The organism is Stenomitos rutilans, from assembly GCF_059505485.1.
The window spans coordinates 39,994-54,464 of sequence record NZ_JCACKR010000139.1 but is presented as its reverse complement, the minus strand read 5'-3'; the positions used below and the strand labels follow the sequence as shown (position 1 = coordinate 54,464).

Below are 14,471 nucleotides of genomic sequence, written 5' to 3'. Positions count from 1 at the left end.
CTGTCTGTCCTTTTATGACTGAGCTAACGGATGCTCTAGAACGAATTCTTGCTTGGCGACGAGAACATAAGCCTACTGATTGTGATCGCTTTAAGCCAGGATTGTCGTTAGCGGAAATTCAAGAAAAACTGAGTCAATTTCCATCCCGATTACCGAGAGAAATTTACACCCTTTACCAATGGCATAACGGTACAAATGATGACTCTTGGGATTGTGGTGTTTTTGTTTACCATTCTTTTATAGATATAGACTACGCCTTGCAGCAAGCCGAAGAGTATATCAATGAGGAAACCCAAAGCACTTACAGAGAACAGAAAGATTTACCGATGTACTTATTTCCTTTCTGTGAATTTGAAGGTGAGTATTTTGCGGTTTCAGGAGCGGAGGAAGAGAGAAGTTCTGCTCCTATATTTTTCATTGATGAAACAGGTGATATTGCTCTTGCCTTCAATAGTCTGACAAATATGATGCTGGCATTGGTTGAGTGCTATGAAACTGGTATCTATGCAGTTGGAGATAACGGGTTTGTTGATGTCGTCGATGAGGTTGCATTTGGAGAAATTCGACTTAAATACAACCCAGGAACAGCAAAAAAGCTTTATGCGAGTGGATGGTAAATTGAGATAGATAAGGCATAAAATTTTGGTTGGATTAGCCTGACTAAAGACATTCGTAGAGTACAGACTAACAAGTAGAGGTGACACGATGAACGCAGTGGGCAAACCCTCGAAGCATGAAAGCGCGGTCTATCACGTTAGCGGCAGAGCAGTCTATACCGACGATCAGCGCCAGCCTGTAGGGATGCTGTCGGTCTATCCGGTCGTGGCACCTTATGCCAAAGCGCGAATTACAAGGATTGATGTCTCTGGCGCAGCGACTGTAGAAGGGGTTGTGACTGTGCTGACGGCTGACGATGTTCCCGGCACAAACGATACGGGTGTGATTGCGCGCGATGAGGTGCTGTTTCCCACTGAAGAAGTGAGCTACTACGGACAGGCGATCGTGTGGGTCGTCGGTGAAACGGAAGAAGCCGCTCGACTGGGAGCCGAAAAGGTCGTCGTGACTTATGAACCACTGGAACCGTTGCTGAGCATCAAAGCCGCGATCGCCGCCGATAGCTTTCACAATCAACCGCAAGTGATGCGTCAGGGTGACGTGATGGTGGCGATGAGTGATGCCGATCGCTGTCTTGAAGGCGAGATTGAAATGAACGGGCAGGATCACTTTTACCTGGAAACCCAGGCGAGTTGGGTGATTCCCGATGGAGAAGGACATTATCAGGTCTACGCTTCGACCCAGCATCCGGCAGAAACGCAGGTCATTGTTGCGCGGGTGCTGGGCGTTTCCAGCAGTCAGGTTGTGGTGACGTGTTTGCGGATGGGTGGCGGCTTTGGTGGAAAGGAATCCCAAGCGAACCCCTATGCATCAGTAGCGGCGATCGCCGCCCATAAAACAGGTCGTCCCGTCCGTGTGAAGCTCAAGCGCAGCCACGATATGACCCTGACAGGCAAGCGTCATGGCTTTTTGGGACAGTACAAGGTCGGCTTTACAAACGAAGGCAAGATTACGGCACTGGATGTGTCGCTCTATGCCGATGGGGGCTGGAGTCTCGACCTATCGCCTCCGGTGCTGCTCCGCGCTATGCTCCATGTCGATAACGCCTACTACATCCCCCATATCAAGGTAACGGGACTCATCGCCAAAACCAACAAGGTGTCGAATACCGCGTTTCGAGGGTTTGGTGGACCGCAAGGTATGATTGTCATTGAAGAAGTGGTCGATCGCATCGCTCGTGCCCTCAACCTGCCACCCGATGTCGTGCGCGAACGCAATTTCTATCACGGCACAGGTGACACTAACACAACTCATTACGGACAGGAACTCTACGACAACCGTCTCGATCGCGTCTGGCAGGAAGCCAAGACCAATGCCAAGTTTGCAGAGCGACAGGGGGCGATCGCCGCTTTCAACCGCACTCATCCCTACACCAAGCGCGGGTTAGCTATCACGCCCGTCAAGTTCGGCATCTCGTTCAACAAAACCCACTACAACCAGGCAGGCGCGCTGCTGCTCATCTACACCGACGGCAGCATTCAACTCAATCACGGTGGCACGGAGATGGGACAGGGACTCCACACCAAAATGTTGCAAGTGGCAGCCAGCGCTTTGGGCGTGAGTTTGGATCGCTTTCGCCTGATGCCCACCAGCACCGATAAAGTGCCTAACACCTCTGCAACGGCTGCCTCCAGTGGGTCAGACTTGAACGGGCAGGCAGTCAAAGATGCGTGTGAAACGATCAAAGCGCGCCTCTCCCCGGTCGCCGCAAGAATGCTGAACCTCGACGCACCCGAAGATCTGGTGTTTGAAGATGACTGGATTTTTTGCAAGACCTATCCCAAAGATCGCGTTCCCTTTCTCAACGTGGTGCGGCAGGCGTATGACGATCGCATTAGCCTTTCTGCTACAGGCTATTACCGCACACCACACATCTACTGGGATGAGGTGACGTGCAAAGGCAGACCGTTCTACTATTTCGCCTATGGTGCCGCCGTGAGCGAAGTTGAGGTCGATGGCTTCACTGGCACCTTCAAGCTGCGCCAAGTAGATGTGGTGCATGATGTCGGCGAATCGCTGAATCCCCTGGTCGATCGCGGCCAAATTGAAGGCGCGTTTGTGCAGGGCATGGGCTGGCTCACGATGGAAGAACTGGTCTGGGATGAACAGGGACGACTCCGCAGCGATGCACCCAGCACCTACAAAATTCCCACCATTAGCGAAATCCCTAAACACTTCAGCGTTCATTTACTCACACGAGCCGCCCAAGACGGTGTGATCTACGGCAGCAAAGCGGTGGGCGAACCACCCTTCATGCTGGCAATGTCTGTGCGAGAAGCCATCCGAGAAGCCGTCGCCGCGTTTGGTTCAGCCGATGTCGTCCATCTTGCTGCTCCTGCAACTCCGGAGGCGACTTTGTGGGCGATCGAAGCGGTGCGATCGGCTTCCACCCAGTCAGCCACCATCCCCGATCCACAGCTTTCAACCATCTAGCGGCAGTATGTCAAACGGTTGGGGGATGTTCGCCCATTTTCACCCACATTCGCCGAACACGAAGTAATTGAGGGCGATTCATCTTTAGCGCGATGAGAGTCGCTCTACCAATAGAAGACAACCCGCCAATTTCTGTTGCTGCCTCATTCCACTTGAAGTGCTCAGTCCATGCTTGCTGTTGGGGATGAAATAACGGCACCTCTGCTTGTGTTGCTGGGTCAGTCGCCATTTGACGAGCCGCTTTATAGCGGTTGCAGGATGGACAGGCTAAGCAAAGATTCTCAAAGCTTGTCGTGCCACCCTTTGAAAGTGGTAAGGATGTGTTCAAACTCAAATGTTGTTGCGGTAAGAGATTCAGCCGTTCGGCAGTAAGCACAACAATTGACGAAATGACCGCGTATTTGGCGTTGCAGTTCAACGGAAATGTAAACGCTCACGTTACCTTGAGGCTCCGTGAAGCTGTTGCAGGGTATACCTTGCTCTGGTCTTGAGGATGTTCAGGTAATCCACTTGTGTGAGGAGTTGATCAAGTTTTGCCCTTGCTTCAGCCGCTAATTGCCCCTCAGCATGTTGAGCGAGTAGTTCATTAAGCTGAATCTGTTCAGCAGCGGCAAGCTGAGTGGTCGCTAGCGCCTGTAGTTCTTCCAGGCTTAAACCAATCAACAACTCTTCGTCAGCAGCAGCAACCTTAGCAAGACGCTGATAGGTTTCCAGGTCTAGTAAGACACCAACGCGCTCTCCTTGCTGATTTGTCACATATTGCACGGCTCCGATCGTCTTTGATTTAGTCATGGGTTCGATTGGATAGACGATAACTCCAGTGTAGCGATCGTTCTGAAGCGGTTATTTGCGATACTCCTATCCCCTGATGGACGATAACTCTAGTGTAGCGATCGTCCAATGATTTCCTATTGGGTTGTGAGTTAATCGATGGTAAAGAGATAAAGGTTTGACAAGACTTAACTTAATCGAGGTGAGGGATGATCATACTGAAACCAAGGCGAGCGACGATCGCTCTAGGGAATATCTCTACTGGCTCGTCGATCGATCTCTTGCGTTTTGGCTAGCAGCACCTTGCAACGATCGACCAACTGAATAAACTCAGCGCGATAGCTGTTTGGATCATTGCCTTTTGCCTGCTTTGCTAACCGCAGAACAGTATTAAAATTTGCCTGTCCTTTAAACTCAGACTCGCGCAAGACCATCCCAAACATGGCAACAGCCGCAGAGAATTTTAAGTTATTTGACGTAGCTTCTAAGGGAGTGTTTTGGTCAAAAATGGGATGGGAAATGAGTTGACTGGTTGAGTCTTTTGGGTTTTTGTAGCGCAGTTTTACCTGCATGAGTTCATCGTTGGAAGCAGACACGATCGCCTTCGGCTGCTGATACTTCAGTGGATCAACAGAAGGCCATTTAACATCACTCTCACTGCCAGCAGGAATAATTTCGTAGAGCGCCGTTATGGTACGTCCGGCACCAATTTCACCTGCATCTTTCTTGTCGTCGTTAAAGTCCTGGTCTTGCAGCAGGCGATTTTCGTAGCCGATCAACCGATATGCTTGTACTTTCGCGGGGTTGAACTCCACCTGAATTTTTACGTCTTTAGCGATCGTAAATAAGGTGCTACGCAAGTCATTGACCAGGACTTTTTTCGCTTCTGACAAGGTGTCGATATAAGCATAATTGCCATTGCCCTTATCTGCCAGTTGCTCCATTTTGGAGTCTTTAGTATTGCCTGTGCCAAAGCCCAAAACGGTCAGAAAAATACCGCGATCGCGTTTCTGCTCAATTAACCGCACCAGTTCAGCATCGCTAGAAACCCCCACGTTAAAATCGCCATCAGTCGAGAGAATGACGCGATTATTGCCGTTCTTGAGAAAGCTTTGCTGCGCCAGTTTGTACGCTAGCTCAATGCCTGCTCCGCCTGCGGTCGAACCGCCTGCTTCTAGCCGATCGATGGCATCTAGAATCGTTTGCTTTTGATTTCCCGGTGTCGGTGGCAACACCAGACCCGCATTCCCCGCGTAGACAACGAGGGTGACGCGATCTTGGGCAGTCAGTTCATTCACCAATAAGCAGAGCGACTGTTTCACCAGGGGCAATTTATTCGGTTCGTCCATCGAACCGGAGACATCCACTAAAAACACGAGGTTGCTGGGTTGTAAAGTTTGCAACTGCTTGCCTTTCAAACCAATCTGCACCAGCTTGTGCTTCGGATTCCAGGGTGCAGCAGCAACGTCCGTCGTGACGGAAAAGGGCTTACCGCCTTCTGGTTGCGGATAATCGTAAGGGAAATAATTGATCAGTTCTTCAATCCGCACCGCATCTTTAGGCGGCAGTTGTCCCGCTGTAATGAAACGCCGCACGTTGCTGTAAGAAGCTGTATCGACATCGATCGAAAAGGTTGAGAGAGGATTTGTGCTGGGACGTAGAAACGCATTTTCAGTAATCGCGTTGTAGCCCTCAGTGTTGCCCGTTCCTGGTTGATTGATACGGCTTTGATCAGTGAAAACGGGAACTGGGCTACTGGCTTGAACAGGCGATGGTTTTGTTGGGGCGATCGCACTATTTGTACTATTGTTCACAACAGTTGAAGGCATTGCCCTTACTGGCAGCGCAGGTGCGGCAGCAGATGCAGGTTGAGAAGGAGCAGCGTTGAGAATGGTTTCTCCTGAAAGCCTAGTCGTGGTAGAAAATTGCTGCTTTTCGAGCGTACTTGTGCGTGCCTCTAGTGCATCCACCCGACCACGCAGCGTTGCAAGTTCAGGAGCATAAGTCTGTTGCAACTGCTGCAATATTGCTAAGTCTGCTTTAGAGACGAGTGAGGCATTTCCAGAAGCAATGAGTTCATTAACGCGATCCAACAGTGCATTCAACCCAGCCGCAAATTCGTAGCGAGTCATCGAACGAACCGGAGACACAGTCGATAGCCCAACGCTCAGACCGTATCGGTTGCTCAAAGCCCTAAATACCAGGATGTCAATGGAAGAAACATATTGCTGCCTGGAAAAGTTATACGTACCCCCAATTGCTACCAGGTCAGACGCGAAACCTTGCATCAGAGCGTCAATTGTATTGAAGTCCTGCTTAGATAGAGTGTCCCTCGTATCTGACAATTTTTCTGAGAGCTTTCCTAACACTGAGTTTAGAGCAAGCACAAAGTCGTAGCGGGTTAACGCTCTTTGATCCGTCAGGGCGATCGGGGCTTTAAGCTCGTTGTGTTGAATCAGCGATCGCAGTGCCTGAACATCACTAGCACCCACACTCTGCTGTGTCATCCATTGCAGCGCCTGAAAGCTATCCAGACCAGAACCATAACGACTTCTCGTTCTTGCCCACGTTGCTTCAAAGCGCTGCCTCAGGCTGTAGAGAGTTACGATATCGCTCTTAGAAGGAGCATTTTCTTCACTCAACAAATTCTGCCTTGCTTGAGATAAGACGAGGTTCAAGGCGACGGCAATTTCATCACCCGTAACAGGTTGATTGCCAATGCCGCTGTAGTCCACAACCTTGTATTTCTCGATAAGCGATCGTAAAGACTGCACATCCGGGTCATTCGGCTGAAATAATTCTGTACCAGGACAAGCTGTCTGCTTCTGATTGGGTGATAACGCCTGAGCCGCGATCGGCATCCATACTGCACCAGGCACCATAAGCAACGCCGTTGCTAACGAACCGAGACGCTGCCAAACTAGACGTTGCAATTGTGACATGGCTTTAACCCTCACACTGAGATGAGGATGATTCTATTACCTTACAAAAGGACTTGTCCAGTGACCTTTATACCTGCTTCGGGTGAGATGTTGGGCACCAGGCGCAATCGCAATCGCCATCAATGCGTTTTACGGTGTTAGCTAAATTTGGCACTGGCTACGTCATCGCACTACACTAAAATTCGTCGATCGCTCCTTCCACCATGCACCCCAACCTTTGGTATCCCTACACACAGGCAAAAACCGCACCCGAACCGCTGAAAGTGAAAGCCGCTCATGGCGTTTGGTTAGAGCTAGAAACAGGTGAACGCATTCTCGATTGCATTTCAAGCTGGTGGGTAAATTTGCATGGTCACAGTCACCCCAAGATTGCAGAAGCACTCTATCGGCAAGCATCCCAGCTAGAGCACGTCATTTTTGCTGGCTTTACGCACGATCCAGCCGAGCAGTTGGCAGAGGGCTTAGTGCGCCGTTTGCCCGCGAACCTCACTCGCGTGTTTTATTCCGACAATGGTTCGACGGCGGTGGAAGTGGCGCTGAAGATGGCGTATCAGTATTGGGCGAATCAAGGGCAGCCTCGATCGACCTTCCTTGCCTTCGAGGGCGCCTATCATGGCGATACCTTTGGAGCGATGGCCGTGGGGGCACGATCGCTCTTTTCCCATGCCTTTGCGCCGCTGCTCTTTGAGGTTGCGTTTGTGCCCTATCCGATCACCCATCCCGATAAGGCGATCGCAGCCGCAACCGAGCAAACCATTCTCGACACCATTGAGAAGTACCTGGTGGAAGCAGGCGATCGCTACGCAGGCATTATTATCGAGCCGCTAGTGCAAGGTGCTTACGGAATGCGCATGGGGCGATCGGCATTTCTCCAGCAGCTCCAGCAGCTTGCTCACAAGCACAATACGCTGCTGATTTTCGATGAAGTGATGACGGGCTTTGGACGCACGGGTGATTGGTTTGCCTGCCTCAAAGCCAACGTGCAGCCTGACATCATTTGTTTATCGAAAGGCATCACAGGCGGTTTTCTGCCGCTGGCTGCCACCGTTTGTTCAGAAACCATCTATGATGCGTTCTATAGTGATGATGCTTTGAAAACGCTGTATCACGGGCACAGTTACGCCGCCAATCCATTAGGGTGCGCGGCAGGGTTAGCGTCACTGGAGTTGATGGTTGAGCACGAATCTGCCTTTAAGCAGATGGAAACCAAGCATAGAGAGCATCTTGCAGCTTTAGAAAATCATCCTCGGTTGACCAATGTGCGTGTTACAGGCACGATCGCCGCGATGGATTTGGTCACGGATCAACCAGGCTACCTTAATCAAATAGCTCTGAACATTCGCAAACGGGCGATTGCTCAAGGCTTACTTTTGCGACCGCTGGGGAACGTTCTGTATCTCATGCCGCCCTACTGTATCACCGATGAAGAGTTAACGTCCGTATATCGTGGCCTTCACACGATCTTGGATGATCTCGATCGTGTGCCTTTTGAGTAGGTATCAATGGTGGGTGTGAGGTGTGGGGGATGCAGTAGACCGATCAAAAGGTAGAAGGCATCGAGATTCCATCTATCTAATGCTTTTTCCATCTGTCGATCGCGTGTCCTTCATGCGCTCCCAAATGGGCAAATCTTCGGGGCGATCGACATCCGTCAGCATTGGGAGCAACGTGAATGAAAGATTGAGTTTCTCGACGATCGTCACAGTCTGTTGCAAGACGCGATCGGTACTCCAGGTGATGGCTTGAAACAGTTCTGGAATCGCCTGTCGTAGGCCGATTAAATAATAACCACCATCGGTTGCGGGACCCAACACCACATCAGTTTGCTGTAGGGCTTGAAAAGCCTTTACTAGCAGTGCTTCCGTTAATTCTGGGCAGTCGGTACCAATGATGATAGCCGCATCCACATCACGATCAAACGCGGCTTGAAATGCTTGCCGCATACGATCGCCCAGGTTGCCTTCTGGCTGAGGCTGATACCGTAAGTCCGCACTCAGCCATAATTCCATCTGCGTGCGATCGCCCCCCGCAAACCAAACTTCCACCGTCAACTCACAGTTTTGCTGCAATGGTTTGACCTGAGCCAGTGTGTATTCAGTCATCTGCCGATGGAGGTCTGCGGCGGCTTCTGCACTCAACGCTGGCATCAGACGGGTTTTCGCTTTTCCTGGCTCTGGGTAGCGTGTAAAGATCATCAGGCGTTCATTCACGATCGCAGCCTTTAAGAAATGATGGGTTGGTCAGCGCGTTTGATGCGTTCAATCCATTAGACCTCTTGCACATTAGAGTTATACCAGTTCTCAGTTTTGAGTTAAGAAGCTCTGTTCCATCACTTCTTGATCTGCAGCCCAATTAAATGGAAATGGTATTACTTCTGCCAATCCTAGCCCTCATCACCCAGCCCCTTCTCTCAAATTGAGGAGAAAAGGAACCAGATTTTAAGGATTGATCGCCTGTGCAGACCAGCCGGAACCATCGTATCGATGCAACCAACGGTTTTGGGGATCGCCGCGCAACTCCAAATGGTCTACCGCCTGTGGATCAAGCAGCAACAAGCAGAAATGGGGTAGAGGAGTCGTTGCGTCCGGTACAGCGACATCAAATCCATCCTTATCTGTTTGAGGCTTGCCGGGATATGCCCAGGCAAACTGTGTACGGGCAGCATCAGATAACGCCTGCCACATCGCCTGTCGAGCTTTTTGCAGCGTCGAATCGGGGTAATCAGCTTTCACTAAAAGTAACTCACCCGCAAGACGAAACTGTTCGCGCGTTTTAGGAAAGTACCAGCAGGCTTCCCCCCAGGCGCAGCGATCGATCTGTTCAGTCTTGGCACTGCGAGCATCCGTCACAAACTGTAGCTGGTTACTGCCATCAAGAAACCCCCGAAACACGATCGTCCGATTGGCAGGACGCTGATCGGCTCGAACGGTCGCAAGCTGTAAATAACGAGTATACACCAACGCACGATTGCGGTGAAGGGCGCGGGCAAGTGGCGATCGCCAGGAAGCCAAAGACATAGAGGAAAGGCCAAAGGCTTAATGATTAGGACTTACACAAACCTCGGAGGTTTCAACCAGGATCAGGCACCGTAACCACTATATAGCCTACTTCAGGCTAACTAAATTGTTAAGAAAGCGTTGCTTAAAGAGGGCGTAAAAGTCGCTTAAAACAGTAAATTTCAGGGTTTCTACGGACAAAAACGTGTGGCAAATAATCCGGATTGAGATACATTAAACGGGCTTAAAGGAATAACAATGCTCAGGTTTTCTGGTTCATTATTGCGGTTGTAAAAATGACAGGTTTAGGTCTTCTTGCAATGAGTTTGTTGCAAACAGTCCCTCCAGCAGTACTCTCGGAAACCCCGATAGCCACGCCATTGCAGAGAGTATCAGGCCGGGCACTAGAGGCCAGTGAGACGATCGCCGTAGCACATGATGAGGCGATCGCCCTTGCCGCTCCTGACACTCTACATTTGTCAACCTTTAAGGCATCATCCCCTGTAGACTCTGTTATCGTTAGCACAAAGCCTTTACCTCAACTGCAGCAGGCCCCTGAAACGACTGCACGCTTACCAGAATTCAGTCGCTCGTCTCAGGTTTCAACGGCCTCAACCGTCGCTCCTCTGGCAGCAGCCTCACCACCCCAGCGATCGCTGCTGACAGCGCTTGCCCCAGTTGCTATACCTCCAGTCGCCGCACCTCCAGTTGCTGCACCCCCAGTTGCTGCACCTAATGAAACAGGTCTGGATTTGGCAACGGCTCCAAGAGAGGATGTGGATGAGGGTAGGAATGCCGCCATGTCGCAGGTGACAGCGGTTTCACAGTTGACGGATGTAGAACCGACTGATTGGGCCTTTCAAGCGTTGCAGTCGTTAGTTGAACGCTATGCCTGTCTTGTGGGATACCCCGATAAAATCTTTCAAGGGAATCGTTCGCTGACTCGCTATGAGTTTGCAGCCGGTTTGAACGCCTGTTTCGATCGCGTCAATGAACTGCTCGCCTCAGCCACCACAGATTTAGTCAAACAAGACGATCTCATCACGTTGCAAAAACTGCAAGAAGAATACGCGGCAGAGCTGGCAACCCTGCGTGGTCGGGTAGAAACGCTGGAAGCACGGACGGCAACGCTGGAAAAGCAGCAATTTTCAACGACGACGCGCTTATTTGGACAAGCCATTTTTAGCCTTCAAGGCAGCAATCGCACAAATATTGATTTGTTTCCTCGCGATGGTCAACCAGAGCGATCGGGCCAGCTCAACACGACGTTTGCTGATCAGGTGGAACTGTCGTTTGTCACATCGTTTCGTCCTGGTGATTTACTGTTGACGGGTTTGCAGACGGGCAACTTGCGATCGAGCGCTCCCGATCTCTTTACCAACATGGGTCGGCTTGCCTACGAATCAGGGCAAGAAAATCAATTGGTGTTGAGTGATTTGTCGTATCGGTTTTCGGTTACTCCTAACTTTGGGGTCATTATTGGAACAGCGGGTGTGAACCCTAGCAACACGTTTCGAGGCATCAATCCCCTTGAGGGCACCGGGTTTGGGGCACTGTCGCTGTTTGGGCAGCGCAATCCCATCCTGGCGATCGGCAATGGTACGGGTGGCATTGGTTTTGATTGGCAAATTGCGCCCAGAGTCAGCTTGCAAGGGATCTATAGTGCCGAATTGCCTGCTGTTGCAACCGATAGCGATGCGGGAGGGCTTTTCGGTGGCCGCTATGTTGCAGGGGTACAGCTTTCACTCGCTCCCACCAATACGATTGATGTGGGCTTAGATTATCTTTTTTCTCGATCGCTTGATAGCTCACTTGGCACAGGTATTGGCGATACGCAGTTGGTATCTCCTTTTACGCTGGGTGATGTGCCTCTAACGACCCATGCGATCGGTGCAACGCTGGCGTGGCGGGTCACTCCCCGTTGGACACTGGGTACCTGGGGCGGCTGGACAACATCGACCCCGATCGACAACAGCCTTTCTGGCTCGGTACAAACCACCAACTGGATGGTGTTTTCGGCTTTCCCCGACCTTTTTGGAGCCGGAAATCTGGGTGGCATTTTGGTCGGGCAACCGCCTAAAATTACGGCCAGTTCGCTACCAACGGGCTTTAACTTCCCGAAGTTTGCGACTGGCGGCGGGGCGGGTGGTCAAACCGACACGGCCATTCACCTGGAACTGTTTTATCGAGCACGCCTGACTGACAACATTGCCATTACCCCAGGCTTGCTAGTGGTCTTCAATCCCAATCACAATGCTGCTAACGATACGTTGTTGATTGGCACGTTAAGGACAACGTTTCAGTTTTAGCGGGGTGCAGTCGGCGTTATTCAACTTTTTGGTTATTCAACTTTTTGGTTATTTACCTTTTTGGAATCTTACTCTCTTCTTGGGTTCAAGCTTATGTCATTGCGTTCTTGCTTCCAATTGCCTTGCTTCCAACTGTTTCAGCTTCTTGTAGGTAGTGCTGCGATCGTGCCGTTGTGGGCTGCTAGCGCGATCGCTCAAGTGCAGATTAACAGCACGGGGGTTATCTCTGGCACCATCACACCGCCCAACAAAAATCCGAATTTCAACCAGGGCACGACGCGAGTGGATACGGACAGCCAGGGACGCTATTTTCGTAATGGGGTGTTGGTCTTTGATGCGAGCGCGATTAACCCCAATTTGGTGAGAATGGGTGCTAATGGCAGCTTCTTTGTCGATTTTCGGGGCATTCCTGTTGTTTCAACCAATGGCACCCTGGATTCTGCAATCTTATCGGGGCAATTACAACCGACGCAGCGGTTTAATAATGATACGCCAGTCAATTTTTGGGGCAACATTCAGGATGAATTTGTCGTACAAGGCAATTATGTTGGTACGGTGACTGATCCGGCGACCGGGCAGCAATATCAAGGAACCTTTGCCATCCGAGGGCAGGGGCCGCGCTATAGCGACTCTAATGGCGGTTCAAGCCCTACCGTGTTTGATTTTCGATCGCAGTACAACTTTCAGGCAAATCCCTCCATTGCCCCTAAGCCAACCGTGTTCTCCTACCCGGTGAATGCTATGCCCGTGAAATTGACCATCACGGTGCCCGCAGGTTTGCAGCCGATCGGGTCGGGCACAACTGGAAGCGGCACGACGATCGGCGGCACGGGCAGTACCGGCAGCACGGGCAGTACCGGCGGCGCGGGTAACAATACCGATCCTGTACTCTCGATTTTTAGTGCTGGAAGCTCCTTTGAGGTTCAGCGCGCGGTGCTGGATGCGGCACAAGCACCAGACGCGATCGGTCCCAAAAGCCGAGTTCTACTGCGATAGAGCGATATCGATCGCTCTTCCAGGACGTGTGTTGTCTGATGGTTTCAAGACCCTCAGATCTTGTGGATGGAGTAGACTTTTGGGAAGGTAGGGTTCTAAAGGACAAAAGCCACTCATGACAGGAATATTTTTGGCGGGAGCAAGTCGTGGCGTGGGGCGAGAGATTGCGAAAAGCTTGACCACCCAGGGGCACGAGGTTGTTGTCCTGCTGCGATCGAACACCGCTCGTCCAGAGCTAGAAGCAATGGGCGCAACGGTGGTGTTTGGCGATGCCCTGGATGCCGAAGCGCTTGCGGCACTCGTTGCTAAACAACCCCTTGATACCGTCATTAGCACGATCGGCGGTAAACCAACGGACGGCGAACGGGCTGACTTTAAAGGCAACCAGAACTTGATTGATGCGGCTGTGAAGGCTGGTGTGAAGCGGTTTCTTTTAGTGTCGTCGATCGGCACGGGTGAAAGTGCGGCTGCCTTGCCACCACAGGCGCTTGAAACGCTGGGTGCTGTCCTGGCAGAAAAAGAACAGGCCGAAAATCATCTCGTTGCCAGCGGCTTGACATATACGATTATTCGTCCCGGTGGGTTGAAGTCAGAGCCACCCAGAGGTACGGCGGTTTTAACCGAAAATCCTAATGTGGCTGGCTCGATTCATCGTGCGGATGTAGCCGATCTGGTGATTCGTAGCCTTACCTCCGATCGCGCCAAGAACAAAATCCTGTCAGCGGTCGATCGTACCCTGCTGTTTGGTCAGTTAGAGTTTGAAGACTTTGAGCTGTAAAGGCTGGATGGTTGCAGTTCAACCAATGGTGCTGTGGCAGTCACAGGCAACGACGAACCAAACGGTTTCAACCAGCCAGCGACGAGTGCCCCATCCAGCACAAAACGAACGCTTGCAAACAGCAACAGGCTTTCAAGGCCCAAGCTCACTAACGTCTGGAGCACCATTGGTTCGTCCAACCGTCCTTCTACCAGCGCTAACCCTCGCACCAGCCCAAACGCGAACACGGCCCCAGAGCGAAGGTGGGGATTGCGGTCTTGCCGGATGATATAGCGGTAGGTCACGCCAAAAAGGAACCCAGAGAACGCTGCGATCGCGTCACTGATGATAATCTCGAAGCCATCTGCACGGATGAGAGACGGAGTTAAGAATACAGAGTGGGGTGTTCGTAACCAGCTTTCTACCAGCGTGAGGGCACCAAACACCAGGCCACTCGTGGCTGCGCCCAGAAGACCCGCTTTGACCGATTCAATGCGCTCAGCCAGATCGATCAGTGCGATCGCAGGCTCAGGTTGCTCATGATGGTTCATCGACATAGCTACGCGTTGCGATTGCAGCTTTTCGATTGTAGATGGACTTGTGCTCTCATCATCCATTATGCTCAAATCTTTTACAGCCTTTATCCCCGTGC

General features: G+C 51.3%; 12 protein-coding genes. 6 read left to right on the top strand and 6 right to left on the bottom strand.

The window, feature by feature from the left end; all coding sequences use genetic code 11:
- The first annotated feature begins 14 nt into the window (after positions 1-14).
- Both AC5JLP_RS28785 and xdhB read left to right on the top strand, forming a co-directional pair.
- Positions 15-617 (top strand): SMI1/KNR4 family protein, encoded by a 603-nt coding sequence (locus AC5JLP_RS28785; protein WP_496071283.1) that lies wholly within the window; start codon positions 15-17, stop codon positions 615-617.
- Between the two features lie 88 nt (positions 618-705).
- The gene (gene xdhB / locus AC5JLP_RS28780) at positions 706-3,048 is read left to right on the top strand and encodes a xanthine dehydrogenase molybdopterin binding subunit (RefSeq protein ID WP_496071282.1); all 2,343 of its coding nucleotides are present in this window, start codon (positions 706-708) and stop codon (positions 3,046-3,048) included.
- A gap of 10 nt (positions 3,049-3,058) precedes the next feature.
- On the opposite strand, the gene AC5JLP_RS28775 is transcribed toward xdhB, so the two are convergent.
- The 3 genes from AC5JLP_RS28775 to AC5JLP_RS28765 form a co-directional block, all read right to left on the bottom strand.
- Positions 3,059-3,424 (bottom strand): HNH endonuclease, encoded by a 366-nt coding sequence (locus tag AC5JLP_RS28775; protein ID WP_496071281.1) that lies wholly within the window; start codon positions 3,422-3,424, stop codon positions 3,059-3,061.
- Between the two features lie 62 nt (positions 3,425-3,486).
- Complete coding sequence (locus AC5JLP_RS28770; protein ID WP_496071280.1) at positions 3,487-3,840, bottom strand: hypothetical protein; 354 nt, start codon at positions 3,838-3,840, stop codon at positions 3,487-3,489.
- A 224-nt stretch (positions 3,841-4,064) separates the two neighbouring features.
- On the bottom strand, positions 4,065-6,761 hold the full coding sequence (locus AC5JLP_RS28765) for a vWA domain-containing protein (protein WP_496071279.1): 2,697 nt from the start codon (positions 6,759-6,761) through the stop codon (positions 4,065-4,067).
- Positions 6,762-6,964: 203 nt separating this feature from the next.
- On the opposite strand from AC5JLP_RS28765, the gene bioA reads away from it, so the two are divergent.
- Positions 6,965-8,257, top strand: a complete 1,293-nt coding sequence (bioA, locus tag AC5JLP_RS28760) for an adenosylmethionine--8-amino-7-oxononanoate transaminase (RefSeq protein ID WP_496071278.1) — start codon at positions 6,965-6,967, stop codon at positions 8,255-8,257.
- A gap of 72 nt (positions 8,258-8,329) precedes the next feature.
- On the opposite strand, the gene AC5JLP_RS28755 is transcribed toward bioA, so the two are convergent.
- Both AC5JLP_RS28755 and AC5JLP_RS28750 read right to left on the bottom strand, forming a co-directional pair.
- The gene (locus AC5JLP_RS28755; protein ID WP_496071277.1) at positions 8,330-8,971 is read right to left on the bottom strand and encodes a TIGR04282 family arsenosugar biosynthesis glycosyltransferase; all 642 of its coding nucleotides are present in this window, start codon (positions 8,969-8,971) and stop codon (positions 8,330-8,332) included.
- Between the two features lie 228 nt (positions 8,972-9,199).
- Complete coding sequence (locus AC5JLP_RS28750; protein ID WP_496071276.1) at positions 9,200-9,778, bottom strand: Npun_F5749 family FMN-dependent PPOX-type flavoprotein; 579 nt, start codon at positions 9,776-9,778, stop codon at positions 9,200-9,202.
- A gap of 299 nt (positions 9,779-10,077) precedes the next feature.
- Here AC5JLP_RS28750 and AC5JLP_RS28745 point away from each other — a divergent pair, with 299 nt between their 5' ends.
- The 3 genes from AC5JLP_RS28745 to AC5JLP_RS28735 all read left to right on the top strand — a co-directional run bounded on the left by AC5JLP_RS28745 (position 10,078) and on the right by AC5JLP_RS28735 (position 13,840).
- Complete coding sequence (locus AC5JLP_RS28745) at positions 10,078-12,066, top strand: iron uptake porin (RefSeq protein WP_496071275.1); 1,989 nt, start codon at positions 10,078-10,080, stop codon at positions 12,064-12,066.
- A 93-nt stretch (positions 12,067-12,159) separates the two neighbouring features.
- A complete protein-coding gene (locus tag AC5JLP_RS28740; RefSeq protein ID WP_496071274.1) occupies positions 12,160-13,062 on the top strand; it encodes a hypothetical protein in 903 nt (300 codons plus the stop codon).
- 115 nt (positions 13,063-13,177) lie between these two features.
- Positions 13,178-13,840, top strand: a complete 663-nt coding sequence (locus AC5JLP_RS28735) for an SDR family oxidoreductase (protein WP_496071273.1) — start codon at positions 13,178-13,180, stop codon at positions 13,838-13,840.
- Here AC5JLP_RS28735 and AC5JLP_RS28730 read toward each other — a convergent pair.
- Positions 13,810-14,370: a hypothetical protein gene (locus AC5JLP_RS28730; protein ID WP_496071272.1), complete on the bottom strand. Its 561-nt coding sequence runs from the start codon at positions 14,368-14,370 to the stop codon at positions 13,810-13,812. The two genes, AC5JLP_RS28735 and AC5JLP_RS28730, sit on opposite strands and share 31 nt — an antisense overlap.
- Between the last annotated feature and the right edge of the window lie 101 nt (positions 14,371-14,471).

Coding starts and splice junctions, on each gene's coding strand:
- AC5JLP_RS28735 (WP_496071273.1), top strand. CDS start 13,178: ATGACAGGAATATTTTTGGCGGGAGCAAGTCGTGGCGTGGGGCGAGAG.
- AC5JLP_RS28740 (WP_496071274.1), top strand. CDS start 12,160: ATGTCATTGCGTTCTTGCTTCCAATTGCCTTGCTTCCAACTGTTTCAG.
- AC5JLP_RS28765 (WP_496071279.1), bottom strand. CDS start 6,761: ATGTCACAATTGCAACGTCTAGTTTGGCAGCGTCTCGGTTCGTTAGCA.
- AC5JLP_RS28785 (WP_496071283.1), top strand. CDS start 15: ATGACTGAGCTAACGGATGCTCTAGAACGAATTCTTGCTTGGCGACGA.
- AC5JLP_RS28770 (WP_496071280.1), bottom strand. CDS start 3,840: ATGACTAAATCAAAGACGATCGGAGCCGTGCAATATGTGACAAATCAG.
- bioA (WP_496071278.1), top strand. CDS start 6,965: ATGCACCCCAACCTTTGGTATCCCTACACACAGGCAAAAACCGCACCC.
- AC5JLP_RS28745 (WP_496071275.1), top strand. CDS start 10,078: ATGAGTTTGTTGCAAACAGTCCCTCCAGCAGTACTCTCGGAAACCCCG.
- AC5JLP_RS28750 (WP_496071276.1), bottom strand. CDS start 9,778: ATGTCTTTGGCTTCCTGGCGATCGCCACTTGCCCGCGCCCTTCACCGC.
- xdhB (WP_496071282.1), top strand. CDS start 706: ATGAACGCAGTGGGCAAACCCTCGAAGCATGAAAGCGCGGTCTATCAC.
- AC5JLP_RS28730 (WP_496071272.1), bottom strand. CDS start 14,370: ATGAACCATCATGAGCAACCTGAGCCTGCGATCGCACTGATCGATCTG.